The following is a 19,412-nucleotide window of genomic DNA, read 5'->3' as shown; positions in this document are numbered from 1 at the left end:
AAACCAAAATGGAAAATAATAATACACAGGCAGCTGAACCTAAAAAGAAAAAAAGTTTAGTTTTTCCTATCATTTTAGCAGCTGTAGTAATCGGAGGCGGAATCTACGGTTACAGAGCATATAGCTACGGACAGTATCACGAAGAGACTGACGATGCTCAGATTGCTTCCAATATGTCACCGGTAATTTCTAAAATCTCAGGATATGTAGCTCAGGTAAAAGTAAAAGACAACCAGTTTGTAAAGAAAGGAGATACGTTGGTGATTTTGGATAACAGAGATCAGAAAATGGCTCTTGAACAGGCTCAGGCAGCATTATCTACAGCCAGAAGTAATATTTCAAATGCAGAAGCTACTACAACGGCTACTTCAAAAAATATCGGTTCTTCAGAAGCAGCGGTAGTAACTGCTAATGCTCAAATTGAAGCAGCAAAAGTAAACGTTTGGAAAACCTCTCAGGATTTAAAAAGATACGCGAATCTTGTAAAAGACCATTCTATTACAGAACAGCAATATGAGCAGGCTTTAGCAGCAAAACAATCTGCAGACAGACAATTACAGGTTTTAGTTGATCAGAGAAATCAAATTGCTCAGCAAACTCATATCGCTTCTTCTCAAACGGCTGCAAGTTCACAACAAATCAGTGTTGCCGGATCTGTTGCTAAACAAAGAGAAGTAGATGTAGAAAATGCAAAATTGAATTTATCATATACCGTAATCCTTGCCCCTGAAGACGGACATGTAGGAAAAGTATCTACACAGGCAGGTCAGTATCTGCAGGCAGGATCTCAGTTGTTTGCCTTGGTTAAAAACGATCAGAAATGGGTGGTAGCCAACTTTAAAGAAACACAGGTAGATAAAATGGTAGAAGGACAGAAAGTGAAAATCGAGATTGATGCTTTCCCTGATCAGGAATTTGAAGGAGTGGTAAGTTCATTCTCTCCAGCTACAGGAGCTACTTTCTCTATTCTTCCTCCGGATAATGCGAGTGGTAACTTCGTAAAAGTAGTTCAGAGACTTCCTATAAAAATCGATTTTGTAAATCTTGATAAGAATATTGCAAAAAGATTAAGAACAGGAATGAACGTGAAGGCTGAGGTTGCTTTGAAATAGTATTCATGTACTTACGTAAAATGTATTCATGATGAATTGAAAATCATTAATACATCCTACATTTTACATTAATACAAATATTCAAATAAAATTATGCAAGATTCATTAGTAGAATATGGAGCGCGGAGAGTAATCATTACGATTACAGCTATCCTATGTGCCCTTCTTGAAATTGTAGACTCCACGATTGTCAATGTTGCCTTGAATGAAATGAAGGGAAATCTTGGATCTACACTTTCAGAAGTGGGTTGGGTAATCACGGCTTATGCCATTGGTAATGTAATTATAGTACCAATGACAAGCTGGCTTTCCCAGCAGTTTGGGCGTAGAAATTACTTTGCGGCATCCATCATTATATTTACCATATTTTCATTTTTATGTGGAAATGCGACCAATATCTGGGAGCTCGTGTTCTTCAGATTGATGCAGGGTATCGGTGGGGGAGCCTTATTGGTAACTTCACAGACGATCATTACGGAATCTTATCCGATTGAAAAAAGAAGTATGGCTCAGGCTATTTATGGTCTGGGAGTAATCATTGGTCCTACATTAGGTCCGCCTCTTGGAGGATATATAGTTGATAACTTCAGCTGGCCCTATATTTTCTATATTAATATTCCGATTGGAATTGCAGCAACCTTGATGACGCTGCAGTTTGTAAGAAGTCCGAAATATGCAGAAAAACGTAAAGTCTCGGATGTTGACTGGATTGGAATTGGATTGCTGGCAGTAACTGTGGGTTCATTACAGTTCATTCTGGAAAGAGGACATGAAGAAGACTGGTTTGCAAGTGGAATGATTGTAGCATTTACAGTAGCTGCAGTTTTAGGATTTATATTATTCCTCTGGAGGGAGCTTACCTTTAAATATCCGATTGTGGAGCTTAGAGTACTTAAAAATAGTAATCTAAGAATTGGAACTATGATGTCGTTTGTGCTAGGATTTGGATTGTATGGTTCTACTTTCATTGTACCTCTGTATACGCAGAGTATTTTAGGGTGGACGGCACTTCAGTCAGGAGCTCTGATGATTCCTGCTGCATTGACAACGGCTTTTATGATGCCTATCATTGGTAGATTATTGGCAAAAGGAGCAAAACAGCAGATTCTGGTTTCTTTAGGATTATTCATCTTCTTTGTCTATAGTTTCTGGGGCTATAAAATTTTGACTCCGGATACCAGTAAAGATGCTTTCTTCTGGATGCTAATTGTGAGAGGGGCAGGTCTTGGATTATTATTTATTCCAATTACATCTTTATCCTTAAGTACATTGAAAGGGCAGGAGATTGGTCAGGGAGCAGCCTTTACAGGGATGATGAGACAACTGGGAGGATCCTTTGGGATTGCAGCCATTACTACTTTCATTGCCAATGCAGGTCAGAAGTACAGGAATAATTTAATTTCCCATTTGGATGAAAATAGTTTTGAAGTTCAGCAAAGACTGGCAGCATTAAAGGCTAGTTTTGTAGCAAAAGGAATGACTCCTGATGCTGCAATGAATGCCGCTTATAAAATGCTTGACTTATCTGTCACCAAACAGGCAACAGTATTGTCTTACATGGATGTATTCCTTTACCTTGGGATAATATTTTTAATATGTATTCCGTTTATCTTACTCGTAAAAGAAAGAAAGAGCAAAGAAAAAATAGATTTGAGTGAAGCCATGCACTAAATTTTAATTAAAACCTTCGGATGTTCCGGAGGTTTTTTTGTATAAGAGAAGATTAAAATTTACAATCTCAATAATTGATTTCTTTCTATTTTCGGCTTTTGTTGTCGCTCAATTTATAAAAGTGTTCATTTATTTTGTTAAAAATAATATCACTTATTGGAGAGTTTATTTGTTTTTTTTAACTTTACCCTACCAAATGAAAAAATATGAATAGATTCCCTCATCCTTATAAAACCTTTTCAAAAGGCCCAGATTGGAGCATTGTATTACATTCTTATCTGTAATCCAATACTTAATATTATTGTTTTTCATTACTTTCATGCATTTGTTGATGCTTAAGTAAAGATTGATATTCCTAATTTCTGAAATTGAATAAAGAAATAGAGGAACAGAGATTTTATTCATATATCATATGCTATGATTTAAAAGCATTTGTATTTGCTAATAACCCCACTTGATAAAACTTAACTATGAATCCTACACAGCTACCGGAAGCTTTTATAGCATTATCAGATTTCAGGAAACATGATGCTTATTTACCGGATATGGATCAGGACCAGATCATTTCAGACTTTTTTCCCGGAACGTTTACAGAACTTACCCAGCGTCTCTCAGATATTACAGGAGCATTTTATGGTGGATTGCTGAAACAGGCAGCGAAGCTTTATGGAGCGGAGACCATTAATGAGCTTTCTACAGCTTTTATGTACGATCTAGGATCTAAAATGACCTTGAAAAATCTGGAAACCAAACCTGATCTGCAGCCAGGAATTCCGGCAGTAGCCAAAATAGTAATAGGAGCAATTTTTACATCCAGTCCCGAATATAATTTTGATTTCAAAGAATTAAATGACCACAGAGTTGAACTTCTGATTAAAGGAGTAGACCGTTACCACAAAATCACACAAAGTCTCCAGATCGCAGGACTGCTGAAGTGGCCGGTTATAGAACCTTTTATACAAGGAGTATGCGATACCATGGGACTGGATGTTTTATTTGAAATAAAAGTGTTGAAGCTTAATCCCGACAGTTTATGTATATATGAGGTAATTGTGGAGAAGAGATAACTTTTGATAAATAAAAGATATTTTCTTTAAACACTATTGTCTATATATCTTATCCATTCGGATATCAACATTAATAAGAGCGGGCTTTAGCCCGCTCTTATTATAAAGTTCTAATTCATTTGGCTTAGTCAAAACCTAAGCATTTTTGAATGTATTCATTCAGCTATATTTCATAGAATTTTCAATAGGAAGAATATTATATTTATTACTATATTCTATGTGCTTAAGTGGTGAAAATTAAGCCAAAGAAGGCATATAGAAAAACAATAAAACACTCCATTTAATGTACATTTTCTATCCATTCAATCCCACTAATATCAATCAGTTTCAAGGTATGAATATCATCTTTGTGAAGAATATCATTAATTCCGATATTGACATCCGCCTTAGCACCTAATGGAATAACAAGACTGTATTTTCCAGGTTTTACTTTGGCTACATAATGATTTTTGATATTGTTTTTAGAGAATTTTGAAAGCTCTTTATGATCGATTTCCTTTAAAATCTTTCCGTTTTTATCCAGAATATGAATCCCTATAAGAAAAGAACCATATACATCGGCCCCTTCAGTCCTGTAAACCTCGAATGTTAAATCTGAATTATTATAGGAGATATTGGAGATTTCAAGCTTGGGTTTTACCGACTTATTATGCAAAGTTCCCCAAACACCACCATGAAAATATTGGTTGGTATAAAGCGTGAGTCCAAAAATCAATAGAGAGCCCGTCAGTACAAAAACTTTGGGTTGAGCTATAGGGAGAATTCCTGAACCTAACCATTGGAACCATTTGGATTGAGTAAAGGTTTTGTTTTTCTTTATAAAATAATCATCAAGAGAATAGGCACCGCTTCCTGTCAGAAACAGAACAAAACCTCCTGCAACTCCTAAGACTCCAATCTGCCATTCATCCACACAAGTAGTGCCCAGCCATCCCGAACCCAATAGAATTCCCAGAGCAAGGCTGAATATTCCTATACTCATTAATCGGGTAAAAAGGCCTAGAATGATAAATAACCCTACGATGGCTTCAATAATAGTAAAAGTCATCATAGATCTTTGTAAGGCATCCGGATGGGTAACCAGATACTCTATAATGGGTTTAATTCCTAAAGCATTCGGTAAAAAATGATTGAATTTTTCCCCTATATATCCCTTTTCATCAGGAATAAGCTTGTTTTCGAGGATAAGTCTGCGCCAGAAGGCTGAAAAATAAGTCCATCCGATGACCATTCGGAGAGATAAAGTGTATAATCCGGCCAGGTCATAAGACTGGCTGTTAGTAGTATGTTTCATTAAAATTGATATTGTATTGTAAAAAACTGGTTTTCAGGCTTAAATAAATTTTTAAGCCAGATTCAATTTCAGTCTTTTAAATAAAATATACTTCGGTGGGCTGTTTCCTGTAGTATGCCCAGAATATTCATTAAAAAAGTTATAATCTTCCTCAGTAATTTTGATGTTGGCATTAAAATCCAAAGAAGATTCTTTGTATTTGAGTTTTGCTTCAGCTTTTGAAATGGAAATCTTTGAGGAAGTAGTAGAAGTATCACAGTGTAAAGAGAGCCCGGATGTTATCTTTACTTTGTTTAAACCGCTGATGTATTGAATATCAAAAATATCAAGAACATTTCTTTTGACAGAACATGGTGATAATGAAAATACCAGAATAAGCATCATAATGATGGCCTTATAAGTCTTCATATGGATTCTGATGTCTGACATTCCTACAAAACTACACTTTATTTTAATTTTAGCTCTATAAATTTTAAAAATTCATCCTGTTGATCTACAAATAAATAGTGTGAACAGTTATCGATAAGCTTAAAATTCTTCTTTCCAACAATATTTTTAAGGTTGTTCAGCTGTTTCTCAGAAAATATTCCATCATTTTTCCCATAGACTGCAAAAAGAGGAATGTTTTTTCTTGTGATCTCTTTTAAAATTGCTGTATTATCCAGGTTATTTAATGGTTCATTCTGATAGAATTTAATGGGCGAATTGTGATTTCTGATATTATTTTTATAGAATTCACCAGCTTCATATTCCTTTCTCAGATTTTTACTTTCCGGAGTAGGGTTGGGCATATTGAAGAAATCAAGTTTACTGGCAATTTCATAACATCTTTTTCTGTAAGCAGCGGAGCTTTTGTCCAGGTTTTCTATTTCAGAGATTTCCTGCAACTGAGCAGAATCATTTTTAAAGCGTTCTTTGGCCTGTTTTAAAATATGATCGTAGGTTTTCTGTTGGGTGAATAGTGCTCCTGCGAGGGTTAATGTTCTTACTTTTTCAGGAAACTGATTGGTGAATAGTGTACCAATGATTCCTCCAAAGCTGTGGGCAAGAATATGTGCTTTTTTGATATGATAAGTTTGGTAAAGCTGATTCAGATCTTCAAAACTTTCTTTGAAGGTCATGGTTGCACTTTCATCTTTAGAACGCCCTTCACCACGTCTGTCATAAACAATAACATAAAATCCTTTATCAGCCAGTTTCTGAGCTGTAGTTCCTTCAAATAAAGTAGCATTACCACTAGGACCGCCGTGAATGAAAATAACAGCAGGATTCCGCGCACTTCCATAAGCTTTTGAATAGATAGTCTGAGCATTTGTGGAAATTAAGAATAAGCAAAAAAGAAGTGAAAATAATAATTTCATGGCTGATACTTTGAGATTACGAATCTAGCTAATATTTTTGAGGTGTAGAGTGGAAAGTTATTGATTGAGGTAGTTTTTTAGGTTTGTTGTAAAACGACTCCTTCAAAAATTTTCTGAATTTTCGCCAGCCCTGTTCTTTTGGAATCAAGGAACTTCTATTTTCCAGACTCAATTCATTTCCACAAAAAAATCTTCTCTACTGACTAACAGTTGTCACAATCCTGTCTTATCTTTATCCCGTTAACTAAAACATATACTTCATGAGTTATTGCTTAGCCATAGAGGGAATGCAGCCTGAGAGCAGAAAAGAACTGCATAAAAACTACCACGACAACTATTATGGATTTCCCATTCATGATGATAATGAATTGTTTGGACGATTGATTTTGGAGATCAATCAGGCAGGCTTAAGTTGGGAAACAGTTTTAAAGAAAGAAGACAGTTTCAGAAAGGCATATGATAATTTCGACATCCAGAAAATAGCGGCCTATACAGAAGAAGACCGTGAAAGGCTTTTGAATGATAGTGGGATTATCAGAAATAAGCTGAAGGTAAATGCAGCCATTGAAAATGCAAAGACTATTATAGAATTGCAAAAAGGTTTTGGTTCCTTTGAAAAATGGATAGAGCATCATCACCCTAAAACATTGCCGGAATGGATGAAACTTTTCAAGAAAACCTTCAAATTTACAGGCGGAGAAATTGTAAATGAATTTCTGATGAGCACCGGATATCTGAAAGGAGCCCATCATGAAACCTGTCCGATTCATTCGAAAGTTTTAAGTCAAAATCCCTTATGGAAAAGGGAAAATAATATTTAAGGATAAAAAATGGAGCATTGAATTTCAATGCTCTGTTTTTATAAGTGAGTGTGTAACGATTTTTCAGATGATACATTATTTTCCACCATTGGCTTTCAGATCAACCTTGCAGTTATTATCCAGTTGAGGAATGGTACCTGTAGTAAGAAAGCCTAGAATATCTGTAGTTTCAGAAGCATAATACATCAGACAATTTTGATTATTGCAGTGATTGCCATTCGATGAGTCTTTATGATTGACTTGCATGGGGGTGCCTAAATCTACTAATCCCAGTAAATGGCCAATCTCATGTTCAAGTACTGTAGCTTCCAGTTTCGTTCTGCTTGTCTGGCCGGCTCCTCCGGAGTTATCATGAATTGTTTTTCCAAATAGCGCAACAGATGTATTACGATAAGCAATGCCCAATGTGTTCGCATTACCTGTATATTGTCCGTTGGTATATAGAATATTTACAGCCATGGTAGATCCACCGGTAAATACAGTACGATTGCTGTTTTCTATCTTTCTGATATCATCAGCCGATAAACTAGAAGATGGGGTTCCGGGAATTTCACGCAGAGAAATAGTAATTCCATTGTCTTTACGAAGATAAGAAGACAGAAAACTCTTTAGATGTTCTACAGCTTGTGAATCCGGTGGATATCCGGGCATGTACTGAATTTCTATTGATAATGAATTGTATTTGTTATTACTTAACAGATCATTGGCGGAAGCTCCCACAGAGCGGGTGTGGTTATAATCTGATGTACCATTATTGAATTCATTGTTATCTCTATTACAAGAGACTACAAAAGCAAAAGCTAAGAAAAGTGAAATAATTTTTCTGATCATCATATTGTGCATAATAAAGTACAATAATACTGAAAATAAAATTTATATTCTTTTTTGGTGGGAAATCTCCAATTATGGTTGAATCTTATGCGTGTTTTGATGAAATGATGTTTTAATTATTAACGTTTTTATAATCTTCTTCAATCAGGTGTTTATGCTCTATTCCCCATTTCTCAAACTCAAGAATAATAGTTTTCAGCTTATAACCAATTTCCGTCAATTCATATTCAACCCGTGGCGGAACTTCAGCATATACGGTTCTTGTGATGATCTTATCTTCCTCTAATCTGCGAAGCTGAAGGGTAAGCATACGTTCTGTAATATTCTGTAGACGTTTCTTCAATTCTCCAAATCTCATTTTACCATTGACGAGATAGCAGCAAATGGCGAGGGCCCACTGTCCACCAATGATATTGGAAGCATACACTTCAGGACATTCATCTGAGAGGGCCTTTTTATTAGCAAAATTGGTTGAGGTTTCTTTTATTTTAGTCATTACTTACATTTTTTATAGTACCCTACAATAGGTTGCTAATGTACGAAATGTAAGTAATGTGTTGTAATTTTACAATAGAAATTTAAACATAATGAAGACTTTAGTAATCGTTACTCATCCTGAAATTGAAAAATCTGTCATCAATAAAAGATGGATTGAAGAATTAAAAAAATATCCTGAAAAATATACCGTTCATCAATTATATGAAGCTTATCCTGATGGGAAAATTAATGTAGCCAAAGAACAGAAGCTTATGGAATCCCATGATACGATTGTGTTTCAGTTTCCTTTTTATTGGTTTAGCAGCCCACCACTTTTAAAACAATGGTTAGATGAAGTTGTTTTGTACGGTTGGGCTTACGGAAGTAACAGTGGCTACAAGTTAGCAGGAAAGAAGATGTCATTGGCCGTTACTGCTGGGATTGATGAAGAAGGCTATAGTATAACCGGAGAGTACAAATATACTATGAAGGAACTGTTTCGTCCTTATGAACTGACTTTTGATTATGTTAAAGGACAATATGAAGAACCTTTTGTTTATTATGGCATAGAGCGCGACTCTTCGGATGAATGGATTGAGAGAAGCGTGCCTATGTATCTTAATTTTTTGGATAATTTATAAAAACATAATGGGAATCTATTTGGCGCTTTTCTTTAAATAGATTCCTATTCCTAATACAGTTAAAAATACTCCTATAATTAAAAAGGGAAGCCATAGCACAAAAGAGATCTCACTGAGTTTGATTATAAATACCGGATAGCTTCCTCTTGCAGTAAACATTCCTACAAATAGTAAAAACATGACAATGGAAAGGAAAATCATTGAAAGTCCTATCAGGAAAATGTATTTATTAAACCTGTTCATATTTAACTATTTAAAACCCTGTTAATCCTTTTCTCAGCCTCTTCTTTCGTAATTCCATTATAAAAATCCTGTACAAAAGGATGTTCATAGCTTTGATGTGGGAAAACAAACGGACGTCCGATGGTATTATCCACTACGACTGTTGTAGGAATACTTTCAGAAAAATCATAGTCGGGGAGATAAGTATTAAGCCATCCGAAATATTCAGCTTTGAATTCTTTATGATCATAATTTTCAACATATTCAGTATAGCTTTTCTCACTTAATGAAACCCATACTCCATAATCAAGATCCCTGCAGTCATCGGTAACTTCCTGTATCAAAACAGCCCGAATGAATCTATTGGTCTCTTCAGGACTCTCAACAAGACAAAGGTCTGGAGTGAGCGTTGCATTTTTCAATTCTTCGTCAGAAAGATAAGAATAAAAGTCAGGAGCATTATAAGCCAGTGCTGGCCAGTCTTCTTTTTCTTCGCCACAGCATTCACAGATGTATTTCATAATGAGTTTGATTTTCAGCTAAAGTACTTAAAAATCCTTATCCCACCGTTGGCGTATCCTCTTCCTTCAGTATTTTTTTCTCCTTCATTGAAAGCATCATGCGTTCGTATTTGTATTTCTCCCAATCAAAATGATTCAGAAAGTCGAGAGCTGCCTGAAAGCCTCTGTTGAAAAGATCTTCTTTCTCTTCCTTTTTCATAAAGAAATTGAGCCAGCTGCTGGTTCCGCAATTGACAGTCTGTATGCTGTAAAGCTTGTAGAAACTATGTTTAGTAAGAAAGGTTTTATCATTAAAGCCCTTTAAAGTATTGATGATATTCCCTGCGTAGCTGAAAGGAGTGTTCATAATTTCCTCACTGGTTTTCCCTTTTTCAGACAGAAGATCAGAATCACTTGTTAGTTGTACCCCGAAAAGAGGCATCCTTGGATAAAAGACTTCATCTGCATGAAACAAATCAATAGGGAAATTCGAAATACTGCCACCATCAATGAAAACACCAACTGGATTAATATCTTCTTTTTTGGTATTCATCCAGAATCTCCAGGCATATTTTACAGAACTGTCATCTTTATTGATTCTCTTCTGAAAAGGTTCAAAGAAAAAAGGGACAGACATTGACGCTCTCACAAACTCAGCCGGACTGATGTGCTTTAACTCCTCCTCAGACCAGTATAAATTGGCCATGGTGGGCAATTCTACCTTTATTTTGGCATTGATGTCTGTGGTAATCACAACATATTCTGACCGGAGAAGGTAAAAAGGATTGTTTTTGTAGTAATCATTATTAACCGTACTGTCATAGAAAATTTTATATCTGGTTTGATCGATATGTTCCAGATTTTTAGCCTTGATTTTTTCAATACTGGCTAAAGTGATATTGTAATATTCCTGCCCATTCCCATAGCGGTAGTTAAGGTTGAGATCATGCTCTTTTTGTATAAATTTCTCATTGAGATCGGCTACCGTTTTAATTCCAAAATTGTCCAGAGCTGTTTTCATGGTATTCAAAAAAATATTTCCAGGATTAAGGCCGCTATTTTCCTTTCTGAAATTGTTGTATAATTTTTTGATACATAGAAAAAGAATAAGAGCCGGAATCAAAGGAATTAAAAACATCAGTTTGGCGCTCAGGATACTTCCCGGAGATACTGCAAAAGGGATGCTGACAAGAATAATGAATAAAATAGCCGCAATAATAGCATTGATTTTAAAGAAATTTTTATTGTTTAGCATTGCATGGAGAGTCGTTTTAACATACGTTTTCCCATCCATAAAATCAGCAAAATTCCAATTGAAAAGAATATTTTTGATAAGTTCACTTTTAGGCTCTTCTTTCGTTTTGCAGGCTGCAATAAGCATCGTATTGATCGCCCCGGCACTGGTTCCTGCGACTTTCAGAAAACGGATTCCGAAGATCTCCAATCCATACAGGTAACCTACCAGGGCACTTCCCCAGACACCGCCACCTTCCTGTACAAATTCTATATACTGATTACCTTCCGCATCTAAAAGATCAGAAAATTCCTTGACAGCAATATTTCCATACAAAGAAGTTAGCTTATCTTTGGATGCCTGTGAAAGAGAATCATCTTGCAGAATTTTATTAAGATCTTCATTTTTCATGGTCTCTGGTTTTCTGGTCGCAATATTTTGTTGAGGTCATAGCGAACCGTAGATGAAACAGTCTCTAAATTACTGTTTATTTACAAACCATAAGACTGTTTTATGTATATAATAGATTTATTGCAAGAACAAAAATCCGATATTCCACCAAATAAGAACCTCACGGTTCAAGTTGATTTCCATAATCATCCACGTAATCTGCAAGAAACATAGATACACCGTTAGCATTACCACTGTCTACGTCTCACATAGATAAACGTACTGATGACAACCAATGCCATGCCTCCCAAGGTAAAATAATACCCATATTTATGGTGAAGCTCAGGCATATTATCAAAATTCATCCCATACACTCCGGCAATAAAGGTGATAGGTAAGAAATATACCGAATAAATAGCCAAAACCTTCATCACCTGGTTGGCTTTCTGGTCCGAAAGGGCCAAAAACATCGAAATAAGGTTGGTAATCTGGATGTTCAGATGATCAAAATCGGCAACGACATCCTTATGTTTATCCTTTAAATCCACAATTTCAGAATCCTGAAGATTCAATAATTTAAACTTGTCGATGGCATCTGTAGAAATCACTAAAACCCGCGAATTGAGCCCGGATTTTCTTTTCAGTTTGTACAGTCTTCGGATCTGGCTGGTATGGTTGGTATTTTTAAGGAAAATTTCATTCTCAATATTATCCATTGTTTCCAGTAAGCTTATGGATTCATCATCGAAGCTTTTCATAATTAATATAGCGATCATTAAAGCTACTTTCTGCGGGCTTACTTCCTCTTGTGTAAGTGTTAGCTTTTTTTTCGTTTCAGAAATACTTCTGGTTTTCATTCTGTGGATAGTGATAATGGTTTTATCCAGAATAAAAATTGCGATTTTTGTACTGATATCGCTAATGGTGTTCAGGTTTTTTCTTTCTAGTTCTGTACTTTCTCGGAGGAGAAAAAACTTTACATTTCCATCTTCTTCATATTTGGGAAGGTGATTAGGGTCTATAGTATCTTCAAGGAGAAGATTGTTGATTTCGTATCGTTCATGAAGGAATTTCAGGTCTTCCGCAGTAGGAGCCTCTACATCTACCCATTCGCAGTGGGTGCTTCTGTATATTGTATCAATTGGCATAAAGTAAAAATACTAATATTTTGAAATACTATGTTTTAAATAAGTTTATCTTTGCCAAAATTATAAAACTATATGATTAAAAGTACAATAAAAGGTGTGGGATTTTATGTTCCAGATAACGTTGTTACAAATGATGATCTAGCCAAATTAATGACTACCAATGATGAATGGATTACGGAGAGAACAGGCATCAAGGAACGAAGACACAGAAAAAACAGAAATGATTCTCAGGAAACCGCTGCTTATCTGGGCTTCAAAGCATCAGAAAAAGCCATTGAAAAAGCAGGTTTAACAGCTAAAGATATTGACTATATTGTTTTTGCAACCCTTTCACCGGATTATTATTTTCCAGGATGTGGAGTTTTACTTCAGGATATGCTGGGATGTGATACCATCGGAGCATTAGATGTAAGAAACCAGTGCTCAGGGTTTGTATATTCTATGAGCGTTGCCAATGCTTTTATTAAGTCAGGTACCTATAAAAATATTCTTGTTGTAGGGGCAGAAGTTCATTCCTTCGGATTAGATTTTTCTGATGAAGGAAGAGGCGTTTCTGTTATTTTTGGAGACGGGGCAGGAGCTGTTGTGCTTTCGGCAACTGAAGATGAAAATGCAGGAGATATTTTAGCGGTAAATATGCATTCTGAAGGTAAATATGCAGATGAATTATGTACGCAGTTTCCAGGTTCTAAGTTCGGATGGAGTGACAGGATGAGAAAAGAACCGGAAAATGTAACAGATAAGGAAGTATATCCTATCATGAATGGAAACTTTGTCTTCAAACATGCGGTAACAAGATTCCCAGAAACCATGATGGAGGCTTTGAACAAAGCGGGAAAAACAATTGAAGATCTTGATATGTTTATTCCTCACCAGGCTAATCTTAGAATTGCTCAGTTTGTTCAGCAAAAGTTTGGATTACCCGATGATAAAGTATTCAACAACATTCAGAAATACGGAAATACAACTGCGGCTTCTATTCCAATCGCATTGAGTGAAGCCATTGAACAGGGAAAAATCAAAAGAGGAGATTTGGTACTTCTTTCAGCTTTCGGTAGCGGGTTTACCTGGGGAAGTGTTCTTTTTGAATATTAGTCAAATGAAAGGCTGTAACAAATCGAAAATTTGTTGGAATTAAAGCCTATAGAAAATAAAAACCGCAGAATATTCTGCGGTTTTTTATGTTTTTGCCTGTAAATTAAAGGCTTTTCAATAATTTCTCAGTATCAGAAGAATCCTGTCCTTCACTTTTTGCTAATTCAATGGATTTTTCAGCCCACATCTTTGCATTTTTTTTATCACCAATCTTATTATAAAGATTAGCCAATGTGTCTGTGTTGGCATAACTCTGTCCTTTTTTTATAGATTCCTGGCCCCATGCAATAGCTTTTTCCAAAGATGTTTTATTACTTACATTTTCAAAGAAATTCCAGGCTGCAGAATTTAATTCTGTACCGTTTGCTTTAGAATAATCCTGATATACCTCTAAAGTCAACTTCTCAAAAAGGGCAATATCTTTGTTTTTTAAAGCTCTGCTGGCTTTTAGTTTTTTTAATAACTTCTCTGCATTTTCTTTGCTTACGAATTTCTGAACTTCTGTGATAAAGTATTGGTCATCCCAAGTTTTAGTATCAGGATTATAAGCCTTTTTAGTGATGGTACTCATTTGAAAGTTTTGGTTAAATCTTTCATACCTGTCATCAGGGAAAAGTTTCACCATTTCTTCTTTTTTATCCTGAAAAATTTTGTATAAAGGGCTTTCCGTTGTTTGTATTCCCGAAATAAGTAGCTGGGCATCTTCTTCATCCATTATAGGTTTCACCTGAAAATAACGGTTCAATACCTTTTCAGCAAACTCTCCGTCATTATAAACGGTAAGCTCTGCAAGGTTTTTTAAAAATCCTGGCTCTTTTTCTCCTTTTTCAAATTGTTGTTTTAAAGCAGTAAGTCTTTTATTGGGGTCACCAGCATCCATAGCAAATTGGATGAAGTCTTTTTCTTCTACATATCCTAATGTTCTGTGTACAGCTTCACCATTTCCGTCAATAAATAAATAGGTTGGGAATGCCTTTACGTTGTATTTCTTTGCCAGTTCTATTCCTTCCCCTTTTTCCATATCAATTTTAGCATTGATAAAATGAGAATTGTAATAATCCCCCACATTTTTCAAAGGGAAAATGTTTTTTACCATCAGTTTACATGGCCCGCACCATGATGCGTAAGCATCTACAAAGATTAATTTGTTTTCTTTTTTAGCTTTGGCTAGGATAGAGGTAAAGTTGCTATCTTCAAATTTGATTCCTTGTGCCCATGCAAATGCAGCTATAAATAGAGTAGAAAGTATTGCTATTTTTTTCATAAAAAACGTTTTGTTTCCTGCAAATGTAATAAATATGATGACATTTAAGTTAGTCACATTGAAAATAATTATTGAAGAACTTTATTTTTAATACAGATATAGGCTTATATGAAAGATAAACATATATTGTTTCGTGCTTATTATTAAAATTAATGTAAATGGTTTTTTTAGTTAAACAATTAAATTTCAGCAGAATGTTTTAATAAAGAGTAAAATATTACTAATTTTGTAAAAAACAAAAAGACACCCGTGAGAAAATGATGAATTATTATAAGAATAATAATTTGTTTTTTTATGTCTAATAATCTATTGAAACTTTTGTTCTTGCTGTTTACAGCAATCTCTATATCTGCCCAGAAAAAAAACGACTTCGATCAGGTGTGCGAAAGGACTTCCTCTATCACAGCCTATAAAGATCTACCCAAGGCAATCAAAACGGCTGATTCCCTTTATTTGGTGGCTCATCACCCGTTAGAAAAAGTAAAAAGTCTCATGCTGTCTTCAGATCTTTACCACCATGGGGGAGATATTAAAAAAGCAATATGTTATAGTGAAAATGCCCATTCTTTAATTGAGCAGACTAACGATACAGAATGGATGGCCCGGGTATGCAGATTACTAGCGAGACAATATAGACAGGTAGGGTTATACGAAAGATCTAAAAAATATATTATTAAAGGACTTGGGGCATCCAGGCAAATTTCAGGTTTTCAAAATAGTAACGAAGCCGAGGGACTGTTGAACCAGGAGATGGCCTTCTATGAAATGGAAGCGGGTAACTATGCAAATGCAATACAATACATCGAATTTTCTCTGAAAAACTTTGAAAAAATAAACAGCCAAAATGAAGACAGAACTCAGGCTGCTTCTTATCAACTGTTGGGAGATGTTTACTTTAGGCTTAATGATTATGCTGTTTCCGAAGGTTATTATAGGAAAGCTGAAGACTTACTTAAAGCAGGAAGCTGCACCCTGGGACTGGTTTATAACGGATTGGGAGGAATTCGGATAAAACAAAAGAACTGGAAAGATGCAGAATTATATCTGAAAAAGGCCGAGAAAATTGCTGATACGTCCCGAAGTCTAAAGCTTAAAAAAGTTGTTTATTCCAATATCAATGATTATTATGAAGGAATAGGAGATAATTTTAAAGCCTCTCTATATGCGGTTAAGTATGTGAGAGCCTATGACAGTATTGCAGCCCGTACTCAAGGGGTTACTGCAAAAACTAAAGATGTAATACCCAAAATTAATAAAGGAAACGGACAGATGAATGTCGCTAAAAATGTCGCCATTATTATATTATTTGTTTCTTTGGTAGGTTTAATTATCTTTTTTAGAACAAGACAGAAAAGACAGTTTACAAAGTTGAGAAATATTATAAGGACTCAAATGAATGTAGGCAACAGTTACAAGGGACCTTTATTAAGACAACCTTTAAATTCTGAATTTTCAAATATATCTGTAGAAGAAATAGAAGAGAAGGACTCTGAAGCAGCTCGAAAGAGAAATGATTCTTTAATGACTTCCGAAACTGAAACGAAACTGCTTGAGCTTCTTGATGAATTTGAGAAAGGTGACCTTTATAACAATAAAGGAATGTCACTTTCATTTTTAGCAGGAGAATTGAATACGAATACCAAATATCTATCTTATGTAATTAATCAGCACAAGACTGCAGACTTTAAAACCTATATCAACAGGCTAAGAATCAATTACATTGTAGATAAACTTATCAATGATGAAAAGTACAGGCAATATAAAATAAGCATTCTTGCAGATGAGTGTGGCTTTTCTTCACACAGTAAATTTGCTGCTGTATTCAAAGCTGTTACAGATTTCTCACCTTCAGCTTATATTAAACATCTTGATATTGAAAACCAGTTAGATAAAGATGTCCATTTTCGCGAAAACGATTAAAAATAAATAGCTTTCAATATTCTGTCTTGCCATTTTCATGAAAATGGATAACCTATTGTTTTTTGTAAGAGTGCTGCAATCCTATCTTTGCAACAGTGTTAAGGGAATGACCACAATCATATTATATCTTATCTATTTTATTTTCGAAGGAAATGTTTTTTCTTGAAATAAAATAATACTCTTCCACAAAAAACAAACCATGAAACTTTAGATATGGAACGCGTATATATTTCGTTTTTCATGAAATAACTACGGTTCCTCTTTTCATTTGCAAAAAATATTCTGATTAGAATATGATTATACAGGATAATCGGGGTTGATTGCCCGGTTTTTTTTCAGTCAAGTTTTTTTAAGTGCAAGTCCACAGATATTCTGTGGATTTGCGATTTTATTTCACTTTTGAAGTGTCGGTTTTGATTTTTGAAGTATCTGGAGCAGCCGGTGCCGGTTCAGAATTAGCTACTGCAGAATCGCCCATTCTGTTTCTTAAGGAGTCTTTGTCATGAGCTGCTTTAAACTCCTCTCTTTTTTCTTTGTTTTGAGCACAGCTTCCAAGGAAAAGAAGCCCAAGAACTGCTCCTAGCCATAATTTTTTCATAATATTTTTTTGATGTTTATTAATGTCAAATATAGTAAAATATTGATATTTCTATTAATAATAGGTTACATATTCAAATAAAATTATTTTTAATGTAATAAAAAAGAAAATATTGTTACTTATTATAGAATCGCCAATATCACTGAGAAATGAAAATGACTGGAAATTTGTCATTCAACCTATCTCTATTTTGTATTAAAAATAAAAAGTATGGAAAAAGTATTGTACATCGTAAGTTTGTTGTCTTTCAACTTAATGCTAAGTCAGGAGCCGAAAGAAAATTTAAAAGGTCTTGATGAAGAAATTAATAAAATTCTATATAATTATAAAGCGGCAGGATTATCTGTTGCTATTGTGAAAAATGATAAAATGATTTACTCTAAAGGGTTTGGCTACAGAGACTATGAAAATAAACTCCCGGTAACTCCTAATACTCTTTTCGGTATCGGAAGCAATACCAAATCATTTACATCTGCCCTGATTGGGATGCTGGAAGATGGGAAAAAAATATCTGTTCAGGACAAACCTTCTCAATATATTCCATATCTCACATTTTCTACGGATAGAATGAATAATTTGATTACAATTGAAGATTTGCTGGAACATACAAGCGGATTGGGAAGTGTAGATGGGACTTATATATTTTTTCCTTCAGTAAAACGTATAGATTTAATGCATAAGCTTTCTTTTTTAAAAGAAAATGGGGAGCCTAAAGATAGCTGGAGATACAGTAATTTCGGATATATTATTTTAGGGACTATTGCAGAACAACTTAATAATAAAAGTTGGGATGAGCTGATGAAAGAAAAAATATTCATTCCTCTAAATATGTATAACAGCAATACATCGATCGATGAAATGATTAAACAAAAAGATTTCTCCTATCCCTACGGAATGTATCAAAAAAACATTGAAAAAGTATTATTTCAAAAACCTGATAATGATAAACCCGGAGCAGCAATCAATAGCTCTGCAACAGAGATGGCAAATTGGATAAGGCTTTGGCTCAATTACGGAACTTTTGAAAATCAGGTTGTGCTTTCAAAGAAATATACTAAGGGTGCTATGAGTACTAAAACTGTGATTGATGGAGCTCCGCCTGTAACTTCAGATCAGAAAAACTTTTTGCTGGGGTATGGATACGGTTGGTTTACCCAAATTTTAAAAGGACATTATAAAGTATGGCATTCTGGAGGGGTATCTGGCTTTAGTTCGGCGGTCTTATTATTCCCGGCAGAAAAATTTGGGCTGGTTGTATTAAGTAATCAACATAATTCAGATATTGCAAGTACGATTGGTAATATGGTCGCGATTCGGATGCTGGGGTTGGATAATAATAAACCTTATTCATATGAAATGGAAGTGAATGACATTCTAAAACCTGAAAAGAATATAAGTTCTTCTGTGAATGAAAATAAAAAGCCCACTCATGATCTAGAGGCATATTGCGGGGAATATTCAAATAAAGAATATGGAACTTTTATTATTTCAAAAGAGAAAGACAATCTGTATATCACTTTTCCGACATTTAAATTTATTTTAGTTCATCAGCAATATGATTTATTTTCATCAAAACTAACAGAAGAAGTACCACAACAAATGAATCCTGATTTTGATTTTAATTTCAAGCTGGATGATAAAGGAAATGTAAACGGGGTTATCATGGATATACAAGGAGGTACAACATTTAAAAAAATAAAGTAGCAGCTGGAAAATATTCATAAAAAAAATCTGCAGCGCTTTCAACTGCAGATTTTCCATTTTTA

At 34.8% G+C, this 19,412-nt stretch carries 19 protein-coding genes; 8 read left to right on the top strand and 11 right to left on the bottom strand.

Annotation, left to right across the window (positions count from 1 at the left end):
• Positions 1–8 precede the first annotated feature (8 nt).
• The 3 genes from EL260_RS18925 to EL260_RS18915 all read left to right on the top strand — a co-directional run bounded on the left by EL260_RS18925 (position 9) and on the right by EL260_RS18915 (position 3,850).
• A complete protein-coding gene (locus tag EL260_RS18925) occupies positions 9–1,112 on the top strand; it encodes an HlyD family secretion protein (RefSeq protein WP_123857047.1) in 1,104 nt (367 codons plus the stop codon).
• Positions 1,113–1,205: 93 nt separating this feature from the next.
• Positions 1,206–2,783 (top strand): DHA2 family efflux MFS transporter permease subunit, encoded by a 1,578-nt coding sequence (locus EL260_RS18920; protein ID WP_123857045.1) that lies wholly within the window; start codon positions 1,206–1,208, stop codon positions 2,781–2,783.
• Between the two features lie 470 nt (positions 2,784–3,253).
• Complete coding sequence (locus tag EL260_RS18915; protein WP_123857044.1) at positions 3,254–3,850, top strand: hypothetical protein; 597 nt, start codon at positions 3,254–3,256, stop codon at positions 3,848–3,850.
• Positions 3,851–4,130: 280 nt separating this feature from the next.
• Here the strand turns inward: EL260_RS18915 and EL260_RS18910 are convergent, their stop codons facing one another.
• The 3 genes from EL260_RS18910 to EL260_RS18900 are packed head-to-tail and all read right to left on the bottom strand — an operon-like array spanning position 4,131 to position 6,505.
• On the bottom strand, positions 4,131–5,144 hold the full coding sequence (locus tag EL260_RS18910; protein WP_123857042.1) for a TQO small subunit DoxD: 1,014 nt from the start codon (positions 5,142–5,144) through the stop codon (positions 4,131–4,133).
• 51 nt (positions 5,145–5,195) lie between these two features.
• Positions 5,196–5,573, bottom strand: a complete 378-nt coding sequence (locus EL260_RS18905) for a hypothetical protein (RefSeq protein ID WP_123857040.1) — start codon at positions 5,571–5,573, stop codon at positions 5,196–5,198.
• A 17-nt stretch (positions 5,574–5,590) separates the two neighbouring features.
• Entirely contained in the window at positions 5,591–6,505 is a 915-nt protein-coding gene (locus EL260_RS18900) for an alpha/beta fold hydrolase (protein ID WP_123857038.1), read from the bottom strand.
• 260 nt (positions 6,506–6,765) lie between these two features.
• Between EL260_RS18900 and EL260_RS18895 the strand changes: the two genes are divergently transcribed.
• Positions 6,766–7,326: a DNA-3-methyladenine glycosylase I gene (locus tag EL260_RS18895; protein ID WP_123857036.1), complete on the top strand. Its 561-nt coding sequence runs from the start codon at positions 6,766–6,768 to the stop codon at positions 7,324–7,326.
• Between the two features lie 75 nt (positions 7,327–7,401).
• On the opposite strand, the gene EL260_RS18890 is transcribed toward EL260_RS18895, so the two are convergent.
• Together EL260_RS18890 and EL260_RS18885 are read right to left on the bottom strand one after the other, a co-directional pair.
• Positions 7,402–8,160, bottom strand: a complete 759-nt coding sequence (locus EL260_RS18890; RefSeq protein ID WP_228445536.1) for a M12 family metallo-peptidase — start codon at positions 8,158–8,160, stop codon at positions 7,402–7,404.
• 109 nt (positions 8,161–8,269) lie between these two features.
• Complete coding sequence (locus EL260_RS18885) at positions 8,270–8,653, bottom strand: winged helix-turn-helix transcriptional regulator (protein WP_123857034.1); 384 nt, start codon at positions 8,651–8,653, stop codon at positions 8,270–8,272.
• 91 nt (positions 8,654–8,744) lie between these two features.
• Here EL260_RS18885 and EL260_RS18880 point away from each other — a divergent pair, with 91 nt between their 5' ends.
• On the top strand, positions 8,745–9,275 hold the full coding sequence (locus tag EL260_RS18880; protein WP_123857033.1) for an NAD(P)H-dependent oxidoreductase: 531 nt from the start codon (positions 8,745–8,747) through the stop codon (positions 9,273–9,275).
• A gap of 15 nt (positions 9,276–9,290) precedes the next feature.
• Here EL260_RS18880 and EL260_RS18875 read toward each other — a convergent pair whose 3' ends face one another.
• The 4 genes from EL260_RS18875 to EL260_RS18860 all read right to left on the bottom strand — a co-directional run bounded on the left by EL260_RS18875 (position 9,291) and on the right by EL260_RS18860 (position 12,769).
• A complete protein-coding gene (locus EL260_RS18875; protein WP_123857031.1) occupies positions 9,291–9,518 on the bottom strand; it encodes a hypothetical protein in 228 nt (75 codons plus the stop codon).
• Positions 9,519–9,520: 2 nt separating this feature from the next.
• Positions 9,521–10,018: a DUF2199 domain-containing protein gene (locus EL260_RS18870; protein WP_123857029.1), complete on the bottom strand. Its 498-nt coding sequence runs from the start codon at positions 10,016–10,018 to the stop codon at positions 9,521–9,523.
• Between the two features lie 37 nt (positions 10,019–10,055).
• Positions 10,056–11,642, bottom strand: a complete 1,587-nt coding sequence (locus tag EL260_RS18865; RefSeq protein ID WP_123857027.1) for a patatin-like phospholipase family protein — start codon at positions 11,640–11,642, stop codon at positions 10,056–10,058.
• Between the two features lie 227 nt (positions 11,643–11,869).
• A complete protein-coding gene (locus EL260_RS18860) occupies positions 11,870–12,769 on the bottom strand; it encodes a magnesium transporter CorA family protein (RefSeq protein ID WP_123857026.1) in 900 nt (299 codons plus the stop codon).
• Between the two features lie 72 nt (positions 12,770–12,841).
• Here EL260_RS18860 and EL260_RS18855 point away from each other — a divergent pair, with 72 nt between their 5' ends.
• Positions 12,842–13,864: a 3-oxoacyl-ACP synthase III family protein gene (locus EL260_RS18855; RefSeq protein ID WP_123857024.1), complete on the top strand. Its 1,023-nt coding sequence runs from the start codon at positions 12,842–12,844 to the stop codon at positions 13,862–13,864.
• Between the two features lie 103 nt (positions 13,865–13,967).
• Here EL260_RS18855 and EL260_RS18850 read toward each other — a convergent pair whose 3' ends face one another.
• Positions 13,968–15,128 carry a thioredoxin family protein gene (locus EL260_RS18850; RefSeq protein WP_123857022.1) on the bottom strand — a complete coding sequence of 387 codons (1,161 nt, stop codon included), beginning with the start codon at positions 15,126–15,128 and terminating at the stop codon, positions 13,968–13,970.
• Between the two features lie 294 nt (positions 15,129–15,422).
• On the opposite strand from EL260_RS18850, the gene EL260_RS18845 reads away from it, so the two are divergent.
• The gene (locus EL260_RS18845; RefSeq protein ID WP_123857020.1) at positions 15,423–17,048 is read left to right on the top strand and encodes a tetratricopeptide repeat protein; all 1,626 of its coding nucleotides are present in this window, start codon (positions 15,423–15,425) and stop codon (positions 17,046–17,048) included.
• 388 nt (positions 17,049–17,436) lie between these two features.
• Here EL260_RS18845 and EL260_RS18840 read toward each other — a convergent pair whose 3' ends face one another.
• Positions 17,437–17,646, bottom strand: a complete 210-nt coding sequence (locus tag EL260_RS18840) for a hypothetical protein (RefSeq protein ID WP_123857018.1) — start codon at positions 17,644–17,646, stop codon at positions 17,437–17,439.
• Between the two features lie 210 nt (positions 17,647–17,856).
• Here EL260_RS18840 and EL260_RS18835 point away from each other — a divergent pair, with 210 nt between their 5' ends.
• On the top strand, positions 17,857–19,350 hold the full coding sequence (locus tag EL260_RS18835) for a serine hydrolase (RefSeq protein WP_123857016.1): 1,494 nt from the start codon (positions 17,857–17,859) through the stop codon (positions 19,348–19,350).
• The last annotated feature ends 62 nt before the right edge of the window (positions 19,351–19,412 follow it).

The organism is Chryseobacterium nakagawai, assembly GCF_900637665.1.
Taxonomy (GTDB): Bacteria; Bacteroidota; Bacteroidia; order Flavobacteriales; family Weeksellaceae; genus Chryseobacterium; species Chryseobacterium nakagawai.
The sequence above is the reverse complement of the archived record's forward strand: the minus strand, read 5'-3'. Positions and strand labels throughout refer to the sequence as shown.

What these genes read in the sequence shown, in the direction of transcription:
- EL260_RS18925 (WP_123857047.1), top strand. Translation starts at nt 9, where the DNA reads ATGGAAAATAATAATACACAGGCAGCTGAACCTAAAAAGAAAAAAAGT.
- EL260_RS18920 (WP_123857045.1), top strand. Translation starts at nt 1,206, where the DNA reads ATGCAAGATTCATTAGTAGAATATGGAGCGCGGAGAGTAATCATTACG.
- EL260_RS18915 (WP_123857044.1), top strand. Translation starts at nt 3,254, where the DNA reads ATGAATCCTACACAGCTACCGGAAGCTTTTATAGCATTATCAGATTTC.
- EL260_RS18910 (WP_123857042.1), bottom strand. Translation starts at nt 5,144, where the DNA reads ATGAAACATACTACTAACAGCCAGTCTTATGACCTGGCCGGATTATAC.
- EL260_RS18905 (WP_123857040.1), bottom strand. Translation starts at nt 5,573, where the DNA reads ATGTCAGACATCAGAATCCATATGAAGACTTATAAGGCCATCATTATG.
- EL260_RS18900 (WP_123857038.1), bottom strand. Translation starts at nt 6,505, where the DNA reads ATGAAATTATTATTTTCACTTCTTTTTTGCTTATTCTTAATTTCCACA.
- EL260_RS18895 (WP_123857036.1), top strand. Translation starts at nt 6,766, where the DNA reads ATGAGTTATTGCTTAGCCATAGAGGGAATGCAGCCTGAGAGCAGAAAA.
- EL260_RS18890 (WP_228445536.1), bottom strand. Translation starts at nt 8,160, where the DNA reads ATGATGATCAGAAAAATTATTTCACTTTTCTTAGCTTTTGCTTTTGTA.
- EL260_RS18885 (WP_123857034.1), bottom strand. Translation starts at nt 8,653, where the DNA reads ATGACTAAAATAAAAGAAACCTCAACCAATTTTGCTAATAAAAAGGCC.
- EL260_RS18880 (WP_123857033.1), top strand. Translation starts at nt 8,745, where the DNA reads ATGAAGACTTTAGTAATCGTTACTCATCCTGAAATTGAAAAATCTGTC.
- EL260_RS18875 (WP_123857031.1), bottom strand. Translation starts at nt 9,518, where the DNA reads ATGAACAGGTTTAATAAATACATTTTCCTGATAGGACTTTCAATGATT.
- EL260_RS18870 (WP_123857029.1), bottom strand. Translation starts at nt 10,018, where the DNA reads ATGAAATACATCTGTGAATGCTGTGGCGAAGAAAAAGAAGACTGGCCA.
- EL260_RS18865 (WP_123857027.1), bottom strand. Translation starts at nt 11,642, where the DNA reads ATGAAAAATGAAGATCTTAATAAAATTCTGCAAGATGATTCTCTTTCA.
- EL260_RS18860 (WP_123857026.1), bottom strand. Translation starts at nt 12,769, where the DNA reads ATGCCAATTGATACAATATACAGAAGCACCCACTGCGAATGGGTAGAT.
- EL260_RS18855 (WP_123857024.1), top strand. Translation starts at nt 12,842, where the DNA reads ATGATTAAAAGTACAATAAAAGGTGTGGGATTTTATGTTCCAGATAAC.
- EL260_RS18850 (WP_123857022.1), bottom strand. Translation starts at nt 15,128, where the DNA reads ATGAAAAAAATAGCAATACTTTCTACTCTATTTATAGCTGCATTTGCA.
- EL260_RS18845 (WP_123857020.1), top strand. Translation starts at nt 15,423, where the DNA reads ATGTCTAATAATCTATTGAAACTTTTGTTCTTGCTGTTTACAGCAATC.
- EL260_RS18840 (WP_123857018.1), bottom strand. Translation starts at nt 17,646, where the DNA reads ATGAAAAAATTATGGCTAGGAGCAGTTCTTGGGCTTCTTTTCCTTGGA.
- EL260_RS18835 (WP_123857016.1), top strand. Translation starts at nt 17,857, where the DNA reads ATGGAAAAAGTATTGTACATCGTAAGTTTGTTGTCTTTCAACTTAATG.